This window comes from Nocardiopsis chromatogenes YIM 90109, assembly GCF_000341185.1.
GTDB classification, from domain to species: domain Bacteria; phylum Actinomycetota; class Actinomycetes; order Streptosporangiales; family Streptosporangiaceae; genus Nocardiopsis_A; species Nocardiopsis_A chromatogenes.
In genome coordinates, this window is sequence record NZ_ANBH01000070.1 from 31,955 (window position 1) to 52,955 (window position 21,001).

Annotated in this window: 14 protein-coding genes; 8 read left to right on the forward strand and 6 right to left on the reverse strand. The window is 75.7% G+C overall.

Going from position 1 to position 21,001, the window contains the following annotated elements:
* The first annotated feature begins 79 nt into the window (after positions 1-79).
* From D476_RS0107290 to D476_RS0107300, 3 genes are all read left to right on the forward strand, one after another.
* Positions 80-1,771, forward strand: a complete 1,692-nt coding sequence (locus tag D476_RS0107290) for a glycerol-3-phosphate dehydrogenase/oxidase (RefSeq protein ID WP_017623292.1) — start codon at positions 80-82, stop codon at positions 1,769-1,771.
* 113 nt (positions 1,772-1,884) lie between these two features.
* Positions 1,885-4,113 carry a glycosyltransferase family A protein gene (locus tag D476_RS0107295; protein ID WP_239648622.1) on the forward strand — a complete coding sequence of 743 codons (2,229 nt, stop codon included), beginning with the start codon at positions 1,885-1,887 and terminating at the stop codon, positions 4,111-4,113.
* Between the two features lie 134 nt (positions 4,114-4,247).
* Entirely contained in the window at positions 4,248-4,547 is a 300-nt protein-coding gene (locus tag D476_RS0107300) for a hypothetical protein (RefSeq protein ID WP_017623294.1), read from the forward strand.
* A gap of 176 nt (positions 4,548-4,723) precedes the next feature.
* On the opposite strand, the gene D476_RS0107305 is transcribed toward D476_RS0107300, so the two are convergent.
* Positions 4,724-5,674 (reverse strand): NADP-dependent oxidoreductase, encoded by a 951-nt coding sequence (locus tag D476_RS0107305; protein WP_017623295.1) that lies wholly within the window; start codon positions 5,672-5,674, stop codon positions 4,724-4,726.
* A 188-nt stretch (positions 5,675-5,862) separates the two neighbouring features.
* Between D476_RS0107305 and D476_RS0107310 the strand changes: the two genes are divergently transcribed.
* From D476_RS0107310 to guaA, 5 genes are all read left to right on the forward strand, one after another.
* A complete protein-coding gene (locus tag D476_RS0107310) occupies positions 5,863-7,269 on the forward strand; it encodes a 3' terminal RNA ribose 2'-O-methyltransferase Hen1 (RefSeq protein WP_017623296.1) in 1,407 nt (468 codons plus the stop codon).
* Positions 7,266-9,869: a polynucleotide kinase-phosphatase gene (locus D476_RS0107315; protein ID WP_017623297.1), complete on the forward strand. Its 2,604-nt coding sequence runs from the start codon at positions 7,266-7,268 to the stop codon at positions 9,867-9,869. The genes D476_RS0107310 and D476_RS0107315 overlap by 4 nt, the downstream gene beginning before the upstream one ends.
* Before the next feature lie 77 nt (positions 9,870-9,946).
* The gene (gene galE / locus D476_RS0107320; RefSeq protein ID WP_017623298.1) at positions 9,947-10,966 is read left to right on the forward strand and encodes a UDP-glucose 4-epimerase GalE; all 1,020 of its coding nucleotides are present in this window, start codon (positions 9,947-9,949) and stop codon (positions 10,964-10,966) included.
* An 86-nt stretch (positions 10,967-11,052) separates the two neighbouring features.
* The gene (locus D476_RS0107325) at positions 11,053-12,630 is read left to right on the forward strand and encodes a succinic semialdehyde dehydrogenase (protein ID WP_017623299.1); all 1,578 of its coding nucleotides are present in this window, start codon (positions 11,053-11,055) and stop codon (positions 12,628-12,630) included.
* A gap of 59 nt (positions 12,631-12,689) precedes the next feature.
* Positions 12,690-14,276, forward strand: coding sequence for a glutamine-hydrolyzing GMP synthase (gene guaA, locus D476_RS0107330; protein ID WP_026123323.1), 1,587 nt, complete (start codon positions 12,690-12,692; stop codon positions 14,274-14,276).
* Positions 14,277-14,316: 40 nt separating this feature from the next.
* On the opposite strand, the gene D476_RS38410 is transcribed toward guaA, so the two are convergent.
* From D476_RS38410 to D476_RS0107360, 5 genes are all read right to left on the reverse strand, one after another.
* On the reverse strand, positions 14,317-15,156 hold the full coding sequence (locus D476_RS38410) for a hypothetical protein (protein ID WP_204366961.1): 840 nt from the start codon (positions 15,154-15,156) through the stop codon (positions 14,317-14,319).
* Positions 15,157-16,407: 1,251 nt separating this feature from the next.
* Positions 16,408-17,199, reverse strand: coding sequence for an SRPBCC family protein (locus tag D476_RS0107345; protein ID WP_017623302.1), 792 nt, complete (start codon positions 17,197-17,199; stop codon positions 16,408-16,410).
* Positions 17,200-17,201: 2 nt separating this feature from the next.
* Positions 17,202-18,065 carry an FAD binding domain-containing protein gene (locus D476_RS0107350; protein ID WP_017623303.1) on the reverse strand — a complete coding sequence of 288 codons (864 nt, stop codon included), beginning with the start codon at positions 18,063-18,065 and terminating at the stop codon, positions 17,202-17,204.
* A complete protein-coding gene (locus tag D476_RS0107355) occupies positions 18,062-20,428 on the reverse strand; it encodes a xanthine dehydrogenase family protein molybdopterin-binding subunit (protein ID WP_017623304.1) in 2,367 nt (788 codons plus the stop codon). Before D476_RS0107355 ends, D476_RS0107350 begins: the two co-directional genes overlap by 4 nt.
* On the reverse strand, positions 20,425-20,949 hold the full coding sequence (locus tag D476_RS0107360) for a (2Fe-2S)-binding protein (RefSeq protein ID WP_017623305.1): 525 nt from the start codon (positions 20,947-20,949) through the stop codon (positions 20,425-20,427). Before D476_RS0107360 ends, D476_RS0107355 begins: the two co-directional genes overlap by 4 nt.
* Positions 20,950-21,001 lie beyond the last annotated feature (52 nt).

Consider the following 21,001-nt stretch of genomic DNA (forward strand, 5'->3'; position numbering starts at 1 on the left):
GGCCCCACGGGAACCCCGGGTTAGCCTGAGGGGCGGGGAGTAGCGGCAGGGGGCAGTCGGGGGGNCGGCGACCACACGCATGGGACCGGAGGAGCGGGCCGGGAGCCTGGCCCGCATGGCGACCGAGGAGCTGGACGTCCTCGTCGTCGGCGGCGGCATCGTCGGGGCGGGCACCGCCCTGGACGCGGTGGCGCGCGGGCTGAAGGTGGGCCTGATCGAGGCCCGCGACTTCGCCTCGGGCACCTCCAGCAGATCCAGCAAACTCATCCACGGCGGACTGCGCTACCTGGAGCAGCTCGACTTCGAGCTGGTCCGCGAGGCCCTGACCGAGCGCGGGCTGCTGCTGCAGCGCATCGCCCCGCACCTGGTGCGGCCGGTGCCGTTCGTCTTCCCCTTCACCCACCACTGGGAGCGGCCCTACATCGGGGCCGGCGTCGCCCTGTACGACACCCTGTCGATGACCATGGGAACCTCCCGCGGGCTGCCGCACCACCGCCACCTCACCCGGTCGGGGGCGCTGCGGGTGTTCCCCGCGCTGCGCCGCGACGCCCTGGTCGGCGCGGTGCAGTACTGGGACGCCCAGGTCGACGACGCCCGCTACGTGGTCACCGTGCTGCGCACCGCCGCCGGGCTCGGCGCCCGGGTGGCCTCCCGGGTGCAGGCCACCTCCTTCCTGCGCGAGGGCGAGCACGTCACCGGCGCCCGCGCCACCGACCTGGAGACCGGCGAGGAGCTCCAGATCCGCGCCAAGCAGGTGGTCAACGCCGCCGGGGTGTGGACCGACGACATCCAGGAGATGGTCGGCGGGCGCGGGCAGATCCACGTGCGCGCCTCCAAGGGCATCCACCTGGTGGTGCCGCGCGACCGCATCCAGGCCTCCTCCGGGCTGATCCTGCGCACCGAGAAGAGCGTGCTGTTCCTCATCCCGTGGGGGCGGCACTGGGTGATCGGCACCACCGACACCTCCTGGGACCTGGACAAGGCGCACCCGGCCGCCAGCCGCAGGGACATCGACTATCTGCTCGACCACGTGAACCGGGTGCTGCGGGTGCCGCTGACCCGGGACGACGTGGAGGGGGTCTACGCGGGGCTGCGGCCGCTGCTGTCCGGCGAGTCCGACGAGACCTCAAAGCTGTCCCGCGAGCACACGGTGGCCCACCCGGTGCCGGGGCTGGTGCTGATCGCCGGAGGCAAGTACACCACCTACCGGGTGATGGCCAAGGACGCGGTGGACGCCGTCGCGCACGGGCTGGACGGGCGCATCCCGGACTCGGTGACCGACCGGCTGCCGCTGGCCGGGGCGGACGGGTACGCGGCGCTGTGGAACCAGCGCCGCGCGATCGCCCGCGACGCCGACCTGCACCCGTCGCGGGTGGCGCACCTGCTGCGCCGGTACGGCTCGATGGCCTCGGAGGTGCTGGAGCTGATGAAGGGCGACCCGGAGCTCAAGGAGCCGCTGGCCGGGGCCGACGACTACCTGCGGGCCGAGGTGGTCTACGCCGCCCGCAGCGAGGGGGCGCGCCACCTCGACGACGTGCTGACCCGGCGGACCCGCGCGGCGATCGAGACCTGGGACCGGGGCATCGCCGCGGCCCCGGAGGCGGCGCGCCTGATGGCGGGCCCGCTGGGGTGGGACGACGCGCAGGTCGAGCGCGAGGTGGAGTACTACCGCAAGCGCATCGAGGCCGAGCGCGCGGCCCAGGAGCAGGACACCGACCAGGAGGCGGACGCCGCGCAGCACGGCGCGCCGGAGGTCGTCCCGGAGGACTGACCCGCCCGCCGCCGTCCGTCGTCGGTGGTCCGTCGTTCGTCCTTTGTGGTCCTTTGTCGGACTTTTGCCCGTGGCCCGGGACGCCCGCCCGGGCCGCGTCCTAACCTGCAGACGTGGCCGTACTCAGCGCAGTCGTGTGCGTCGCGGGCACCGGGGAGGAGCGTGCGGACCCCCGGGAGTGCCTGCGCTCGATCGCCGGGCAGACCCTCAGCGGCGTGGAGACCATCGTCGTCGAGGCGGCCGACGGCGGGCCCGGGGCGGTGCGCAACGCCGGCGCCGCACGCGCGAGCGGGGAGTTCCTCGCCTTCGTCGACGCCGCCGACCGCCTGCCGCCCTACGCCTTCGGCGCCATGGTCAACGGCCTGCGCGCCTCCGGCTCCGACTTCGCCACGGCCGCCCCGTGCGCCGCCGCGCCCCGCGTACCGGAGGCGCCCGTCCTGGGCACCCACATCAGCGAGCGGCCCGAACTGCTCGGCGACCACTCCGCCACCGGCAAGGTGTGGCGCCGCGCCTTCTGGGAGTCCGAGGGCCTGGCCTTCCCCGAGCACGCCGGGCGCACCGCCGAGATGCGGCTGGTGGTCCCGGCGCACTTCGCCGCCGGGGCCGTCGACGTGCACACCGGCCGCTTCGCGCTCGGGCCCGACCCCGCCGCGGCGGCCGCCGAGGCCCCGCCCGAGGAGCTGTTCGCCGTCGTACGGGCCACGGCCGGCGCCGTCGCCGCGGCGGCGGGCGAGGCCGACCGGGGCGACTGGGACGCCCACGCGCTGACCGGGGTGCTCGCCGATGCGCTGCGCCGGGCGGCCGCCGACGGCGACGGCGCCGGGCTGGGCGCCTTCGGCGAGGTCGCCAACTCCTACCTGGACACCGTGGACCCGCGGGTGCTGCGGCGGCTCCCGGTGCTCGACCGCCTCGCCTGGTACCTGGTCCGCCGGCACATGCCCGACGAGCTGCAGCGGCTGCTCGCCTTCGCCCGCGAGGCCGGGCCCGAGGGCCTGCGCGCGCACGCCTACGCGGTGCGCCACGGCACCCGCTGGTACGCCGACTACCCCTTCCACGACGACCCGCTGGCCGAGGTGCCGCAGGCCCTCTACCGGCTCGACTCCGAACTCGACATCTCCCAGCGCGCCGAGGAGGCGCGCTGGGAGGGGCCGCGGCTGGCCGTGCGCGGTCGGCTGCGCCTGGGGTTCCTGCCGCCGGACGGGCGGTTCCGCCAGTACCTGCGGGCCCGCGCGGTCAACCGCGGCACCGGGGCCAAGGCGCGCGTGCGCGTGTGGATCCGCCCGGCCAACACCTTCGACGAGCCGCGCGGGGCCGTCACCGCCCGCCGCGACTGGGGCGGGTACGAGCTGCGGCTGGACGCGCGCGACCTGACGGCCAACGGGACCTGGCGCCCGGGGGAGTGGAACGTCGACCTGTGGGCGGTCAACCGGGGGGTCACCCGCCGCGCCCGGCTGGCCGGGCCCGAACACGGCGCGGCGTGCCGCCCCCCGGCCACGGAGGTGGAGCCGGGCGTGTGGGTGCGCCCGGAGTGGCGCCGCGACGGGCTGGTGCTGGTCGTCGACCCGCTGCGGGCGCGCATCGACTCCTGCGCGTTCGAGGACGGGCGGCTGGAGCTGTCCGGCCCCGTCGCCGCCGAGGTGCTCGACCGGACGCGGCTGCGCCTCACCCGGCGGCCCGGCGACGCCGTGCTGGACGTGCCGATGGAGCGGGACCGCTCCCAGGGGCGGTTCACCGCGCGGGTGCCGGTGGACGGGCTGACCGGGGGGTTCGCCGAGCGCAGCGCCGCCCCGGGAGGGCCGGAGTCGGCCGAGCTGTGGGACTGCGCCCTGGTGGTGGACGGCAGGGTGGAGGCCCGCGTCGCCCTGGAGGGCGACAAGGCCGAGGGCGCCGGACAGGTGGGGCCGGACCGCGCGGTCTCGGTGGAGCACGACGGGCCCGGCTGGGCGGTGCTCCGCGTCGGGCTGACGGCGCCGGTGGTGGCGGGCGCCGAGTGGCGCGACGGCGAGCTGCGACTGTCCGGACCGTTCCCGGTCCCGGCGGCCGCCGCCGAGCTGGTGCTGACCGACGCGGCCACGGGCGCGTCCACCCGGGCGCCCGCGAGCGTGGACGGCGAGCACTTCTCCGCGGTGGTCCCCGCCGACCTGCCGGACGGCAGGCACCGGGCCGTGCTGGACCTCGCCCGCGACGACGGCTCCCGGGAACGCCGCCCGCTGGTGGTGGAGGGGGCCCTGCTCGACGAGCTCCCCTTCGCCGGTTCGGTCGCGGGCGGCCGCCCGCTGTCCCTGGACGCGGACTCCCCGAGGGAGCCCCTGCTGGTCGCGGGCCCCGACGCGCTGCCCTGACGTGCCTTCTTGACCGATCCTTTGCCCGGGGATGGCCGTGTCGCGGTTCAGGGGGACGGGGCGGGGGAGGAGGGTGGGACGCGACCACCCGGAAGCCTCCGGACCGATGTACTGAGAAGGCGAGGCGAGCGGAGATGACCGCGCTCGACCACCGCGTCCACGAGGGACACGGCCACACCCACGGCCGCGACTGCGGGCACGTGGCGGTGCCGCACCAGGACCACACCGACTACGTGCACGACGGGCACCTGCACCGTGACCACGACGGCCACGTCTGCGAGTGCGACCCGTCCGGCCACAGCGCGCACGACGACCACCCGCACGCCCACGGGCCGGGCTGCGGCCACGTGGCCGTGCCGCACGGGGACCACACCGACTACATCCACGACGGCCACCGCCACGCCGCCCACGACGGCCACTGGGACGAGCACTAGGGCCTGATGATCCACTAGGGCGTGTTGATTGGATCATGACCTACTGCGCGGCGCCCAGGCACGCCCCTCGCTGCGTTCTCATCAGTCGACAGCGCGCCCAGGCTGACTCCTTCTTCGGCCTTGCGACGGACGCACCTGGACACCGCTCGCTACGGCCATGATCCAATCAACACGCCCTAGATCCGCAGCACCGTCTTGCCCCTCGCGCCTCCCGAGCGGAGGCGGGTCAGGGCCGACGGGGCGTCCGCCAGGTCCGCTTCGTGGTCGATGCGCACCTGCAGCCGCCCCGCGTCGATCAGGTCGGCCAGGACCGCCAGCAGGCGCGCGCTTCCCCGGTTGCTGTAGTTGATCCCGGTGATGCCCCGCTCGGCGAGGGCGGCCGTGTCCACCGCCCCCTGGGTGCTGGCCACCGTCCCGCCCGGGCGGTGCACCGCCGGGAGCAGCGACGCCACGCCCCCGGCGTCCTGCACCAGGTCGATCACCGTGTGCACGCCGTCGGGGCACAGCTCCAGCAGGCGCTCGACGATCGGGCCCCGGGTGTGGTCGAGCACCTCCGAGGCGCCCAGGTGGCGCATCCACTCCTCGGCCTCGGCGCCCGCGGCGGTGGCGGCCACCACCGCCCCGCGGTCCCGGGCGAACTGCACCGCCGACTGGCCCACCCCGCCGGTGGCCCCCACCACCAGCACCTTCTGCCCGGCGTCCACCCCGGCCGCCTCCACCAGCCCGTAGGCGGTCATCGTGGCCGTGGGCACCGCCGCCGCCTGGGTGAACAGCATCCCGTCGGGCATCCGCGCGACCGCGTCCTCCTCGGTCGCCAGCGCGTACTCCGAGTAGCTGCCCAGCCCCTGCGGCAGCCGCAGGAACTGCCCGTACACCCGCTCGCCCGGGCGGAAGGCGCTCACCCCGTCGCCGACGGCGTGCACCGTCCCCGCGCCGTCGCTGCCCAGGATCAGCGGGAAGGAGTGGTGCACGGCCCTGCGCAGCAGCCCCTCGGCCACCTTCCAGTCGAACGGGTTCATCCCGGCCGCGCGCAGGTGCACCAGGAACTCCCCGGGGCCCGGCACCGGCTCGGGCAGGTCCATCACTTCGGGTTCGGCGCCGAAATCGGCGACGGCGACGGCACGCATCGGATGACCCCCCTGAAACAGCACGCGCGAGAACGCGGCTTGTGCCCCCTGACGTGGGAAATCGTCCCCGCGCCGGGGAGCGGTCAACCCTTCTGGGCCCCTCGGGGACCTCTTTCGGCCAGGGAAAGGGCCCACCGCGGGGAAAATTCGGTCGAAACCCTCGCACCGGGTGGGCCACACTCGGACGCGTGCTTCTGACGATCACCGCCCGATTCCGACCCGCCACCGATCTGGGGTACCTGCTGCACAAGCACCCCGACCGGGTGCAGGAGTTCGCGCAGACCCACGGCACGGCCCACGTGTTCTACCCCGAGGCCGGGCCCGACGCCTGCACGGCCGCCCTGCTGCTGGAGGTCGACCCCGACCGGCTGCGGCGCGCCCGCACCCACACGGCCGCCGCCTCCTTCGCGCTGGCCTCCTACGTCAACGACCGCCCGTACGCGGCCTCGTCGCTGATGTCGGTCGCGATCGGCGACGTGTTCCGCACCGCCCTGAAGGGCCGCTGCGCCGCCCGCCCCGACCTGGCCGCAACCGCCCTCCCGCTCACCCTGGAGCTGCCCGCCGTGCCCTGCCGCGGCGGCCCCGACGAGGCCCACGCGCTCTTCGAGCCCCTGGGGTGGCGGGTGCGGGCCGACCCGGTCCCGCTCGACCCCGGCCTGCCCGACTGGGGCGACTCGCGCTACATCTCCCTCACCCTGACCGGGGAGCAGCGCCTGTCCGAGGCCCTGTCCCACCTGTACGTCCTGCTGCCGGTGATGGACGGCGCCAAGCACTACTGGGTGGCCGACGACGAGGTGGACAAGCTCGTCCGCAACGCCGGGGGATGGCTGGCCGCGCACCCGCTGCGCCCCCGCATCACCTCCCGCTACCTGGCGCGCCGCCGCCACCTCCACCGGCGGGCCGACGCCCGCATCGACGCCCTGGGCGCCCTGGAGGACCTGCCCGAGGAGGCGCCCGCGGAGCGGCCCCCCGAGGAGGAGGCGCGCGAGCGCGAACCCACCCTGGCCGACCGCCGCGCCGGGGCGGTGCTCAGCGCCCTCAGGGCCGAGGGCGCCCGCACCGTCCTCGACCTGGGCTGCGGCGGCGGGCAACTGGTGCGCCGACTGCTCGACGACGCCGGCATCACCCGCGTCACCGGGGCCGACCCGTCCGCGGACGCGATCGCCGCCGCCCACCGCCGCCTGCGCACCGCGCGCATGTCCGAGCGGGAGAGCGCCCGGCTGGACCTGTTCTGCGGCTCCGCGGTCTACCGCGACCCGCGGTTCCGGGGCCACGACGCCGCCGTGCTGATGGAGGTCGTCGAGCACCTGGACCCGTGGCGGCTCCCCGCCCTGGAGTACGTGGTCTTCGGCGACGCCGCGCCCCGCACCGTCGTCGTCACCACGCCCAACGCCGAGTACAACGCCAACTACCCGGGCCTGGAGGGCGGCCGGATGCGCCACCCCGACCACCGCTTCGAGTGGACCCGGGCCGATTTCGCGGCCTGGGCCGGGCGGGTCGCCGCCGCCCACGGCTACCGGGTGCGGCTGCTCCCGGTCGGCCCCGAGGACGCCGCGACCGGATCACCGACGCAGATGGGGGTGTTCACCCGATGAGCGAGGAGCGCGAGAGCGCCGAGGGCGCCGGGCGCGTGCTGCGCGTGCCCGACGCCGGGCTCGTGCTGCTGGTCGGGGTCTCCGGCTCCGGCAAGTCCACCGCGGCCGCCCGCTGGTTCCGCCCCACCCAGGTGGTCTCCTCCGACGCCTGCCGGGCGCTGGTCAGCGACGACGAGAACGACCTGGCCGCCACCGGCGACGCCTTCGAGCTGGTGCACGCCATCGCCGCCAAGCGCCTCAAGCGGCGCCTGCTGACCGTGGTCGACGCCACCAGCGTGCGCAAGGACGACCGCGCGAAGCTGGTGCGCATCGCCAAGGAGCACGACCTGCCCGCCGCGGCGGTCGTGCTGGACGTGTCCGAGGGCACCGCCAACAAGCGCAACGCCGAGCGCACCGACCGCGACATCCCGCCCCGCGTGGTCGCCCGCCAGCGGCGCGACCTGCGGCGCGACCTCAAGCGCATGGACCGGGAGGGCTTCCGCCGCCTCCACGTGCTGCGCGGAGAGGAGGAGATCGACGCCGCGCGGGTCGTCCCCGAGCGCTCCTGGAACGACAAGCGCGACCTGGCCGGGCCCTTCGACATCATCGGCGACGTGCACGGCTGCCGCGCCGAACTGGAGGAACTGCTCGGCAAGCTCGGCTACGGCATCGAGCGCGACGGCGGGGGCCGCGCGGTCGGGGCCCACCACCCCGAGGGGCGCACCGCCGTGTTCGTCGGCGACCTCGTCGACCGCGGCCCCGACTCCCCGGGGGTGCTGCGCCTGGCCATGGGCATGGTGGAGGCGGGCGACGCGCTGTGCGTGTCCGGCAACCACGAGGCCAAGCTGGTGCGCGCCCTCAAGGGGCGCAACGTCAAGCGCACCCACGGCCTGGCCGAGACCCTCGACCAGCTCGCCGCCGAGGACGAGGGGTTCAGCGCCCGCGCGCTGGAGTTCTGCGACCGGCTCGTCTCCCACTACCTGCTGGACGGCGGGAACCTGGTCGTGGCCCACGCCGGGCTCAAGGAGTCCTACCACGGCCGCTCCTCCGGGCGGGTGCGCTCCTTCGCCCTGTACGGCGACACCAGCGGCGAGACCGACGAGTACGGGCTGCCCGTCCGCCACGACTGGGCGGCCGAGTACCGGGGCCGGGCCGCCGTCGTCTACGGCCACGTGCCCACCCCCGAGGCCGAGTGGGTCAACAACACGCTGTGCCTGGACACCGGGTGCGTGTTCGGCGGGCGGCTGACCGCGCTGCGCTACCCCGAACGGGAGACCGCCGCCGTCGACGCGCACGCCACCTGGTACGAGCCCACCCGGCCGCTGCGCCCCGCGGCCGCCCCGGCGGACACCGCCGCCGGGGCCGAGGCGCCCGGCGTGGTGGACGCCGCCGTGCTGGGCGTCCTCGGCCGGGGCGACGGCACCGCCGTGGAGACCGCCCACGGCAGGGTGCGCGTGCCCGAGGCCAACGCCCTGGCCGCGCTGGAGGTGATGAGCCGGTTCGCCGCCGACCCGCGGTGGCTGCTCTACCTGCCCCCGACCATGGCGCCCGCGCCCACATCGGCCGACCCGGCGCTGCTGGAGCGGCCGCAGGAGGCCTTCGAGCGGTTCCGCGCCGACGGGGTGGCCCGCGTGGTGTGCCAGGAGAAGCACATGGGCTCGCGCGCCGTGGCCGTGGTGTGCCGCGACGCCGAGGCCGCCCGGCGCCGCTTCGTGCCCGGCGCGACCGGCGCCGTCTACACCCGCACCGGCCGCCCGTTCTTCTCCGACCCGGCCGCCGAGCGGGAGGTGCTGGAGGAGCTGCGGGCCGGGCTGACCGCCTCGGGGGCCTGGGAGCGGCTCGGCACCGACTGGGTCGCCCTGGACGGGGAGATGCTGCCCTGGTCGGCCAAGGCGGAGGGGCTCATCCGGGAGCAGTACGCCGCGGTGGGCGCCGCCGCCCGCGCCGCGCTGCCCGCGGCGGCCGGGGTGCTGGAGCGCGCCGCCGGGCGCGGCCTGGACCTGGGCGCCCTGGGCGCGCGGGTGGCCGCCGCGCAGGAGGACACCGAGGCCTTCAGCGCGGTCTACCGCCGCTACACCTGGCCGACCGAGGGCGCGGCGGGGCTGCGGTACGCCCCGTTCGCGGTGCTGGCGGCCGAGGGGGCGGCGTTCACCGGCCGCGACCACCTGTGGCACATGCGGTTCACCGAGTCCCTGGCCGAGCACTGCCCCCTGGTGCGCACCACCCGCTACCTGGTGGTGGACGCCACCGACCCGGACGCCGTCGCCGAGGCCGTCCGCTGGTGGGAGGGGCTGACCGGGGCCGGGGGCGAGGGCATGGTGGTCAAACCCTTCGACGGCGCCGAGGCCGCCGGGGCCAAGGGGCTCGCCCAGCCCGGGCTGAAGGTGCGCGGGCCGGAGTACCTGCGCATCATCTACGGCCCCGACTACCTGCGCCCCGAGCGGTTGGAGGGGCTGCGCGGGCGCAGCCTGGGCCGCAAGGCCTCGCTCGCTCTGCGGGAGCACCGCCTGGGCCTGGAGTCCCTGGCCCGGCACGCCCGGGGCGAGGGGCTCGCCCGCGTGCACGAGCCGGTGTTCGGGGTGCTGGCCCTGGAGTCCGAGCCGGTCGACCCGCGCCTGTAGCACCGGTGCGCGCCGGTGCCCGGGCGCGGGCACCGGCGCGCATATGCTGGTGGGCGAACCGACGAGGGGAGCGGAACGTGAAGGTCCTGCTGACCGGGGGAGCGGGCTACATCGGCACCCACACCGCGGTCGAACTGGCCGCGGCCGGGCACGAGCCGGTGGTCTTCGACGCGCTCTACAACAGCCGCGCCGAGGCGGTGCGCAGGGTGGAGCGGATCACCGGCCGCACCGTCCCCTTCATCGAGGGCGACTGCGCCGACCGCGCCGCCGTCGAGCGGGCCTTCGACGCGTACCGCCCCGACGCGGTCGTCCACTGCGCCGGGCTCAAGGCGGTCGGGGAGTCCACCGAGCGGCCGCTGGCCTACTACCGCAACAACCTCGACGGTGTGCTCGCCCTGTGCGAGGTGATGGCTGAGCGCGGCGTATTCCGCCTGGTGTTCAGCTCCTCGGCCACCGTCTACGGCGACCCGGCCACCGTCCCCATCACCGAGGACATGCCGCTGTCGGCCACCAACCCCTACGGCGCCACCAAGCTGTTCGCCGAGCGCATCCTGGCCGACGCGGCCGCCGCCGACCCGCGCTGGCACGCGGTGTCGCTGCGCTACTTCAACCCGATCGGCGCCCACCCCAGCGGCCTCATCGGGGAGGACCCGCGCGGCGTGCCCGCCAACCTCTTCCCCTACATGTCCCAGGCCGCCACCGGCCTGCGGGGCGCGCTGCGGGTCTTCGGCGACGACTACCCCACCCCCGACGGCACCGGGGTGCGCGACTACCTGCACGTGGTCGACCTGGCCCGGGGGCACGTGGCCGCCCTGGAGCACCTGGACGACGCGCCCGGCCACCGCGTGTACAACCTGGGCACCGGGCAGGGGACGTCGGTGCTGGAGGCGGTGCGCGCCTTCGAGGAGGCCACCGGCGCGCGGGTCCCGCGCGAGGTGGTCGGCCGGCGCCCCGGCGACATCGCCGTCTGCTACGCCGACCCCTCGGCGGCCCTGCGCGACCTGGGGTGGAAGACCGAGCTGTCGATGGCCGAGGCGTGCGCCGACGCCTGGCGGTGGCAGAGGCGGAACCCGGGCGGGTACGCGGCCGCGGAGTAGCGGTGCCGGGGCGGGCGCCCCCGACCTCGGCGGATCATGGTTACCGAACGGTAGTCAGGGAACGCCCGCCGAACTATGCTCCCCGCATGGGTACCGACACGCGAACCACCGCAGAGCCCCCCGTCCTGGACCCCGCGCTGGTCGACCGCCTCACCGGACGCGTGCAGAGCACCACCGGCCACACGGCGGCCACCCACGCCCCCTTCACCGGCAAGCCCCTGGCCGAGCTGCCGGTCTCCTCCGCCGGGGACGTCGCCCGCGCCTTCGAGCGGGCCCGCGCCGCCCAGCGCGCCTGGGCCGAGCTCACCCCGGCCGAGCGCGCCGCCCCCGTCCTGCGCTTCCACGACCTGGTGCTCGACCGCCAGCGGGAGATCCTCGACATCATCCAGCTGGAGACCGGCAAGGCCCGGCGGCACGCCTTCGAGGAGGTCTACGACGCCGCCGCCGGCCCGCTGTACTACGCCCGCAGCGCCCCCCGCCTGCTCGGCCGCCGCCGCGTCCCCGGCGCCGTCCCCGGGGCCACCCGCGCCTACGTGCACCACCAGGCCAAGGGCGCCGTCTCGGTCATCACCCCCTGGAACTACCCGCTGGCGCTGCCGGTCAGCGACGCCGTCCCCGCCCTGCTCGCCGGGAACGCCGTCGTCGCCAAGCCCGACACCCAGACCGCCCTCACCGCCCTGTGGGCCATCGACCTGCTGGTCGAGGCCGGGATCCCCGAGGACCTGTGGATCCCCGTCATCGGCGAGCCCGCCGAGATCGGCGACCCGCTCATCGACCACGCCGACCACGTCGCCTTCACCGGATCCAGCGCGGCCGGGGCGTCCATCGCCCAGCGCGCCGCCGCCCGCCTCATCGGCTGGTCGGCCNCCGAGCTCGGCGGCAAGAACCCGATGATCGTGTGCGAGGACGCCGACGTCGAGTGGACCGTCGAGGGCGCGCTGCGCTCCTGCTTCAGCAACGCCGGGCAGCTGTGCATCGCCACCGAGCGGATGTACGTGCACGACGCCGTCTACGACACCTTCGTGCCCCGTCTGGCCGAGGCGGTGCGGAACATGGAGCTGTCCACCGCCTTCGACTTCTCCGCCGACATGGGGTCGCTCACCTACAGGCGCCAGTACGACCGGGTCGTCCAGCACGTGGAGGACGCCCGCGCCAAGGGCGCCGAGATCCTCACCGGCGGCCGCCCCCGCCCCGACCTGGGCCCGCTGTTCTACGAGCCCACCCTCATGGCCGGGGTCGAGCCCGCCATGGAGGCCTGCGGCGGCGAGACCTTCGGCCCCGTCGTCTCCCTCTACCGCTACCGCGACGACAACGAGGCCGTGGACCTGGCCAACGACACCGACTACGGCCTCAACGCCAGCGTGTGGACCCGCGACACCGCGCGCGGGCGCCGCCTGGCCGAGCGCATCCGCTCGGGCACCGTCAACATCAACGAGGGCTTCGCCGCCGCCTGGGCCAGCTACGGCGGCCCCATGGGCGGCATGAAGCGCTCCGGCCTGGGCCGCCGCCACGGCGCCGAGGGGCTGCTGCGCTTCACCGAGCCGCAGACCATCGCCAGCCAGCACTACGTCGGCTTCGGCGGCCCGCCCGGGATGGACTACGAGAAGGTGGCCGCGCTCATGACCACCGGGGCGCGGCTGATGAAGCGGTTCCGTATCCGATGAGGCCCTGATGAGGCCCTAAACTGGTGTCGATCCACATCTACCTGCGGGAAGGCCGATACGTGTCCCTTGCCGGTGCTGGCGACAGCACGTTCGACACCGTTCTCGTCGTCGACTTCGGCGCGCAGTACGCGCAGTTGATCGCGCGGCGGGTGCGCGAATGCCACGTCTACAGCGAGATCGTCCCCTCCACGATGCCCGTCGAGGAGATGCTCGCCAAGAAGCCCAAGGCGATCATCCTGTCCGGCGGCCCCTCGTCGGTGTACGCCGACGGCGCGCCGCAGGCCCCCGAGGGCCTGTTCGGCACCGGGGTGCCCACCTTCGGCATCTGCTACGGCTTCCAGGCCATGGTGCAGGCCCTGGGCGGCACCGTCGCCCGGACCGGGCTGAGTGAGTTCGGCCGCACCCGCGCCGAGCTGGGCACCGACTCCGTGCTGTTCACCGGGATGCCCGCCGAGCAGTCGGTCTGGATGTCGCACGGGGACTCGGTCACCGAGGCGCCGGAGGGCTTCCGCACCACCGGCACCACCGCGGGGGCGCCGGTCGCCGCGATCGAGGACACCGGGCGCGGCCTGTTCGGCGTGCAGTTCCACCCCGAGGTGATGCACACCGAGCACGGCCAGGAGGTGCTGCGCCGCTTCCTGTACGAGGGCGCCGGGTGCCGACCCACCTGGACGATGGTGAACATCGTCGATGAGCAGGTGGAGCGCATCCGCGCCGAGGTCGGCTCGAAGCGGGTCATCTGCGGGCTCAGCGGCGGCGTGGACTCGGCCGTCGCCGGGGCGCTCGTCCAGCGCGCCGTCGGCGACCAGCTCACCTGCGTCTTCGTCGACCACGGGCTGCTGCGCAAGGGCGAGGCCGAGCAGGTGGAGAAGGACTACGTGGCCGCCACCGGGGCGCACCTGTTGGTCGTCGACGCCCAGGACCGGTTCCTGGAGGCGCTGGCCGGGGTGAGCGACCCCGAGGAGAAGCGCAAGATCATCGGCCGGGAGTTCATCCGCGTCTTCGAGCAGGCCGCCCGCGAGGTGGTCGCCGAGGCCGGGGCCGGGGGCGAGGAGGTCGAGTTCCTCGTCCAGGGCACGCTCTACCCGGACGTGGTCGAGTCCGGGGGCGGCACCGGCACCGCCAACATCAAGTCCCACCACAACGTCGGCGGGCTCCCCGACGACCTGGCGTTCACCCTGGTCGAGCCGCTCCGCGAGCTGTTCAAGGACGAGGTGCGCCGCGTCGGCGAGGAGCTGGGTCTGCCCGCGGAGATGGTGTGGCGCCAGCCCTTCCCCGGCCCGGGGCTGGGCATCCGCATCGTGGGCGAGGTCACCCGCGAGCGCCTGGAGGTGCTGCGCGAGGCCGACGCGATCGCCCGCGAGGAGCTCACCCGCGCCGGGCTGGACCGCGACATCTGGCAGTGCCCCGTGGTGCTGCTGGCCGGGGTCCGGTCGGTGGGCGTGCAGGGCGACGGGCGCACCTACGGCCACCCCGTGGTGCTGCGCCCGGTGAGCAGCGAGGACGCCATGACCGCGGACTGGTCGCGGCTGCCCTACGACGTGCTGTCCACCATCTCCAACCGGATCACCAACGAGGTGCGCGAGATCAACCGGGTGGTGCTGGACGTGACCAGCAAGCCCCCGGGCACCATCGAGTGGGAGTGACCTGAGGGCGGAGGGCCCCGGCGGCCGCCGGGGCCCTCCGTCAGTCCAGCCGGATGAAGTCGGCGCGCTGCACGAGGTCGGGGTAGTCGAGCGCGCAGGAGCCCGCGTCCTCGCTGTCGCGCAGGACCTCCACGGTCGCCGCCGTCGCCAGGCCGCAGTACCAGCCGTCGACGTCCTCGACCACGAACCCGGTGCCGGTCTTCTGCTCCTCGGGCATGCCCAGGTAGGTCTCGGCGGCCTCGCGCGCCGACGCGCAGGACACCTCCTGCGCGGTGCCGACGAGCATCGCCTCGCCCACCCGGGGGACACCGCCCACGGTGCCGCACAGCCAGGTGTCCAGCTCCCCGTCGAACCCCGAGTAGTCCAGCGTGAAGGCCGGGGCCTGCGGGTCCGGGCCGTACTCCAGCCGGATCGGGCGGCCGTCCCGCCCCACCCACAGGGAGAAGCCGTTCTCGGCCTCCCCCTCCGGCGTGGAGCGGGTGAAGGTGCCGGTGAACCGGGTGGCCTCCCGGCCGTCGACCTCCTCGTCGGCGCGCCCGTCGGCCTCCATGGACCCGGCCAGGTCGGTGAAGGGCGCCGCGGCCGCCTCCCGGTCCAGCCGCTCCATCCCCGGCACGCCCTCGACCTGCGCCCGGACGTAGTGGTCGGCCTGGCCCCGGTTCAAGGCGGGGTCGGAGTGGACGCTGCGCCGCTTCCCGGCGCCCGAATCGGGCAGCCACAGCGTCTGGGTGCCCGGCTCCCCCTCCTCGATCAGCAGGAACGCGTCCGGGTCGGCGCGGAAGACGAGCTCGGAGCGGCGCGGCTCCCCTCCGCCCCCGTCGGTCTCCTGCTCCACCCGGTAGGAATCGGTCTCCTCGAAGAGGGTGACGATGCCGTCCACGACCTCCTCGGCGCTGCCCAGCTCCGGGGAGGGGCTGGGCGAGGGGGACGGCGCGGGGGCGGAGGAGCCCCCGGCGACCGTCCCGGCGGTGTACAGGCCGCCGACTCCGATCCCGGTGGTGCCCAGGACCGCCGCCGCGACGACCGCCGCCAGCTTCCCGGCGGGGATCCTGCCCATGGCGGCGGGGCGCGCGGGCGCCCNGGCGCGGGGGAGCCCGGCCCCGCGGCCGCGCCCCAGTCGCCGTCGGGCCATCCGGCCGCGGTGCGGGCGACGTCCGCCCACAGTGACGAGAGCAGGCCGCGCAGGGTGTCCGCCAGGTCCTCGGTCGGCACCGAGCGGATGTCCTCGTCGACCGCGAAGTCGACCAGGCCCCGGTAGATCGACTCGGCCTCCGGGCGTGCCGGGGCGCGCGCGTCCATGGCCGCGCTCAGCATCGGCTGCAGTGCGGCGGGGACGCCCTCCAGGTCGGGGGCGCCGTCCGGCCCGAAGGGGGAGCGCCCGGTCCCGGCCGCGGCGACCAGGGCGCCCCACGCCGCCACGTCGGCGGCGGCGTCGGCGCCCGGACGCGGCGCACCGGTCCCCGCCGGACGCGGGCCGTCGGGGGCGAGCACGACCCGGGCCGGGCGCAGGTCGCCGTGGACGACGCCGACGGCGTGCATCCGGGCCACCGCCTCGGCGGTCGCCATGGCGAAGGCGAGCAGCGCGTCCCGGCCGAGGGGGCCGTGCGCGCGCAGGTAGGACTCCAGGTCCGGCCCGGGGGCGTGGGCGGTGGCCGCCCACGGGGGATCGGCCGCCGGGTCGGCGGCCACGACCTCGGGGGCGCAGACACCGCCGACCCCCTGCAGGGCCGCGGCGCGGTGGGCGAACGCCCCGCGCGCGGCGGGGTCGGAGGCGAACGCGGGGGCGAGCACCTCCACGGCGAGACGGCGCCCCGCGCCGTCCAAGGCCCCGTACACGGTTCCCCAGCCGCCCTGCCCCAGCCGACCGGCCAGGCGGTAGGGGCCGATGCGTGCGGGATCGCCCGGCACCGGCGGTCCGAGTCCGGCCATGAGCGTCTTCCTTACTAATGCGGGGAGCCCGCACGAGCACGGAGGGAGGGGGATGGGGGCTCGCACGGGGTGTCAGGCACGTGTGCGAGCCGATCCTACGCCGAACCGGTGAACCGTAAGGGGAGTTGCCCGTGAGACGGGGCCGACCCGGCCGGGAGCGGACCGCCGCCCGGCAGGGGCGCCCACCGGGCGGCGGTACCGCTCACCGGGCGGCCTGCCCGCGTCTTCTCCGCCTGCCACGGCGCCTCAGCCAGCGGGCGCCCAGGAACAGCACCAGGACCCCCACGGCCAGCGGGGCCAGGCGCTTGAGCACCGGCGCCCCGGCCGCCCGCAGCACGTCCAGGGCCTCCTCCTCGGCCTCCGCCGCGCGGTCGGCGGCCCGGTGCACCGTGTGCTCCGTAGGCTCCGTGTGCTCCGTGGGCACCGCGTGGACGGCGCGGACCGCGCTCGCGGCCTCCTGGGAGGGGGCCCTGCCGTCGCTGTCGGCTCCCGGGGACCGCGGGGCGGACGCGGCCGGGGACGGGGCGCTCTCCTGCTCCCCGCCCTCTCCGGCGGACAGCTCCTCGGCCAGGGACTCGGCGAACCTGTTCACCAGGCGGCCGCTCACGTCCGCCACCACCCCGCGCCCGAACTGGGCCACCCGGCCCGTCACCTTCAGGTCCGCCGTGACCTCCACCCGCGTCGCCCCGGCGCCGTCGTCGGCCAGCGCCGCCACCACGGACGCCGACGCCGTGCCGCTGCCCCTGGCCTCCTTGCCCGAGGCCTCGATGCGCACCCTGCGCGCCCCGGCGTCCTTCTCGGTGAAGCGGGCCTCGCCGCGGTAGGTCACCGTGATCGGCCCCACCTTCACCTTCACCTTCCCGGTGACGGTGTCCCCCTCGACCGACTCCAGGGTCGCCCCGGGCACGCACGGCGCCACCCGCTCCGGGTCCAGCAGCACCTCCCACGCCCGCCCGACCGGGACCGGCACCCCGAACTCGTGCTCCAGTCGCATACTCACGCCTGTACCGCCTCCATTCCGGCCGCCCGTGCCAGCGCCCGCCCGGCCAGCACCCCGGCCAGGTGCCGCCGGTAGTCGGCGCCGCCGTTCAGGTCGCTCGGCGGCGACCCCGCCCCCTGTGCCAGGGCCCCGGCGGCGCGCAGGTCCTCGGCCCCGGCCGCGCCGCCGCAGGCCCGCTCGGCCTCCCCGGCCCGGACCGGCACCGGCGCCATGTTGGCCAGCCCGACCCGCGCCTCGGCCACGGCCCCGTCCTCCCGCCGGACCGCCGCGGCCACCCCCACCACCGCCCACGCCTGGGCGGTGCGGGTGAACTTCTCATAGTGGAACCCCCAGCCGGTGAGCTTGGGGACCCGCACCGCCGCCAGCACCTCTCCCGGCTCCAGGGCGGTGGTCAGGTAGTCGGCGAAGAACTCCGGCGCCGGGACGGTGCGGGCGCCGTCCGGCCCCTCCACCTCCATCTCCGCGCCCAGCGCCAGGGCGGCCGCGGGCAGGTCGGCGGCCGGGTCGGCGTGCGCCAGCGACCCGCCGAGCGTGCCGCGGTGGCGCACCGCCGGGTCGGCCACGGTGCGCGCCGCCATCGCCAGCAGCGCGCAGTGCTCGGCCACCAGCGGGTCCCGGGCCACCTCGTGGTGGGTGGTCAGCGCGCCGATCCGCAGCGCGTCGCCGTCGTCGGCCACCCCGCGCAGCCCGTCCACCCCGGACAGGTCCACCACGGTGGAGGGGGCGGCCAGCCGGAACCGCAGCAGCGGCACCAGGCTCTGCCCGCCCGCCAGGGCCTTGGCGTCCTCGTCGGCGGCCAGCGCCGCGACGGCCGCGCCCAGCGAGTCCGGGCGCACATGGTCGAACGGGGCCGGGATCATCGGCCCTCACCTCCGTTCCGGGCCTGCCGGGCCTCCTGGAGCGCCCGCCACACCCGTTCGGGCGTACAGGGCATGGGCACGTCGCGCACCCCGAAGGGCCGCAGGGCGTCCACCACCGCGCCGACCACCGCCGGGGTGGAGGCGATGGTGCCCGCCTCGCCCACCCCCTTGGAGCCCAGCGGGTTGGTGGTGGACGGGGTCACCGTCCGGTCGGTGGTGAAACCGGGCAGGTCGGACGCGGACGGCAGCAGGTAGTCCGCCATGGTCGCGGTGACCAGGGTGCCGTCGGCGTCGTGCACCGCCTCCTCGTACAGCGCCTGGCCGATGCCCTGGGCCAGTCCGCCGTGCACCTGCCCCTCCACGATCAGCGGGTTGATGACGGTGCCCACGTCGTCCACGGCCGTGTAGCCGGAGATGCGCACCGCCCCCGTCTCGGTGTCCACCTCCACCGCGCACAGGTGCGTGCCGTGCGGATAGGAGAAGTCGGACGGGTCGTAGGCGGCCTCGGAGTCCAGGGACGGCTCGGCGCCCTCCGGCAGGTCGTGCGCGGCGAACACGGCCAGCGCCACCTCCTGGATGGTGGCCGACGGCCGCCCGGTGCCGCGCACCCGGAACCGCCCGCCGTCGAACTCCAGGTCGTCCTCGGCGGCCTCCAGCATGTGCGCCGCCACCGCCCGGGCCTTGTCCACCACCCGCTCGCAGGCGCGGACCAGCGCCGACCCGCCCACGACCAGCGACCGCGACCCGTAGGTGTCCAGCCCGCGCGGGGAGACCCGGGTGTCGCCGTGCAGCACCCGCACGTCCTCCACCGGCACGCCCAGGCGGTCGGCGGCGATCTGCGACCAGGCGGTCTCGTGCCCCTGCCCGTGCGCCGAGGAGCCCGTCACCACCTCGACCTTGCCGCTGGGCAGCATCCGCACCGAGGCGTGCTCCCACCCTCCGGCGCCGTAGTTCAGCTCGCCCAGCATGCGCGACGGCGCGATCCCGCACATCTCCGTGTACGTCGACACCCCGATGCCGAGCTGCACCGTGTCGCCGCCCTTGCGCCGCCGCTCCTGCTCGGCCCGCAGCTCGTGGTACCCGAACAGCTCCAGCGCGCGGTCGGTGGCCGCCTCGTAGTCCCCCGTGTCGTAGGTGAGCCCGGCGACCGTGGTGTAGGGGAACTCGCCGCTGCCGATCCAGTTGCGGCGCCGCAGCTCCACCGGGTCCATTCCCAGCTCGGCGGCGAGCTCGCCCATGATCCGCTCGATGGCGTAGGTGGCCTCCGGCCGCCCCGCGCCCCGGTAGGCGTCGGTGGGCATGGTGGTGGTGAACACCCCGGTGCAGGTGAACGCGTAGGCGTCCATCTTGTAGATGCCCGGGTACATGAACGCGCCCAGCAGCGGCACCCCGGGCGTGACCAGCATCAGGTAGGCGCCCATGTCGGCGAGCAGGTCCACCTTCAGCGCGCGCAGCCGCCCGTCGGCGTCGGCGGCGATGGACACGTCCTGGACCTGGGCCCGCCCGTGGTGGGTGGTCTGGAACCCCTCGGACCGCGTCTCGGTCCACTTCACCGGGCGCCCCAGCCGCCGGGCGAGCAGGAGCAGCAGCACCTCCTCCGCCGTCACCTGCAGCTTCGACCCGAAGCCGCCGCCCACGTCGGGGGCGACCACCCGGATGTCGTGCTCGGGTATGCCCGTGACCGTGGCCAGCATCAGCCGCAGCACGTGCGGGATCTGCGTCGCCGACCACAGCGTGTACCCGCCCTCCTCGGGCCGGCACACCACCGAGCGCGGCTCCATCGCCGCGGGGATGAGCCGCTGCTGCCGGTAGCGCCGGGTCAGCACCACGTCCGCGCCGGAGAACGCCGCGTCCACGTCCCCGTTGGAGAAGGGCCACACATAGGCCCGGTTGGTCCCGGCACCGGCGTGCACCGGGTCGGCGCCCTCGGCCAGCGCCTCCTCCAGGTCGAGCACCGCGGGCAGCGGCTCGTAGTCGACGTCGATCCCCTCCAGGGCGTCGGCGGCGCTCTCCGCGTCGCGGGCGACGACGCAGGCCACCGCCTCCCCGGCGTAGCGCACCTCGTCCACGGCCATCGGCGGGTGCGGCGGCGTGACCATGTCCTCGGTCACCGGCCAGGCGCAGGGCAGCGACCCCTGCTCGTCGGCGACGTCGGCCCCGGTGAACACCGCGGCGACGCCGGGCATCTCCCGCGCGCGCGAGGCGTCCACGCGCCCGACCCGGGCGTGCGCCATGGGGCTGCGCAGGAACGCCACGTGGAGGGTGCCGGGGGGTTCGATGTTGTCGGTCCAGCGGGTGCGCCCGGTGAGCAGCCGGGCGTCCTCCTTGCGCGGCAGCGGGCGGCCGGTGTGCGCGGCGGTCATGCGGCGCCACCCCCCACCGGGGTGCGCCCGGCCGGGGCCTGCGCCGCGGCCGGGCCGTCCGCGCGCATCTCCGCCGCGGCGTCGAGGACGGCCGCGACGATGTTCGCGTAGCCCGTGCACCGGCACAGGTTGCCCTCCAGGCCCTCGCGGACCTCCGCCTCGGTCGGGTCGGGGTTGTCCTGCAACAGGTCGGAGGCGGCCATGAGCATGCCGGGGGTGCAGTAGCCGCACTGGAGCGCGTGGCGGCGGTGGAACGCGGTCTGCAGAGGGTGCCAGGCGCCGTCGGCGGCCATGCCCTCGACGGTGCTGATCCGGCTGCCGTCGGCCTGCACGGCCAGGACGGTGCAGCTCTTGACGGATACGCCGTCCATCAGGACGGTGCAGGCGCCGCAGTTGCTCGTGTCGCACCCCACAGGGGTGCCGACCTTCCCGAGGCGGCGGAGATGGTGGACGAGGAGTCGGCGGGCTTCGACCTGGTCGTCGTAGCGCACGCCGTCGACGGTGACGCGGATGTCGGGCATGGGGGCGCGGCCTCCCGTTCCGGATCGGCGGTCGCGCCCCAACCTAAATCAA

Bases quoted from the DNA above. Each gene is read 5' to 3' on its own strand.
- D476_RS0107290 (WP_017623292.1), top strand. From the start codon at position 80: ATGGGACCGGAGGAGCGGGCCGGGAGCCTGGCCCGCATGGCGACCGAG.
- D476_RS0107300 (WP_017623294.1), top strand. From the start codon at position 4,248: ATGACCGCGCTCGACCACCGCGTCCACGAGGGACACGGCCACACCCAC.
- D476_RS0107305 (WP_017623295.1), bottom strand. From the start codon at position 5,674: ATGCGTGCCGTCGCCGTCGCCGATTTCGGCGCCGAACCCGAAGTGATG.
- D476_RS0107315 (WP_017623297.1), top strand. From the start codon at position 7,266: ATGAGCGAGGAGCGCGAGAGCGCCGAGGGCGCCGGGCGCGTGCTGCGC.
- D476_RS0107345 (WP_017623302.1), bottom strand. From the start codon at position 17,199: ATGCGACTGGAGCACGAGTTCGGGGTGCCGGTCCCGGTCGGGCGGGCG.
- D476_RS0107350 (WP_017623303.1), bottom strand. From the start codon at position 18,065: ATGATCCCGGCCCCGTTCGACCATGTGCGCCCGGACTCGCTGGGCGCG.
- D476_RS0107355 (WP_017623304.1), bottom strand. From the start codon at position 20,428: ATGACCGCCGCGCACACCGGCCGCCCGCTGCCGCGCAAGGAGGACGCC.
- D476_RS0107360 (WP_017623305.1), bottom strand. From the start codon at position 20,949: ATGCCCGACATCCGCGTCACCGTCGACGGCGTGCGCTACGACGACCAG.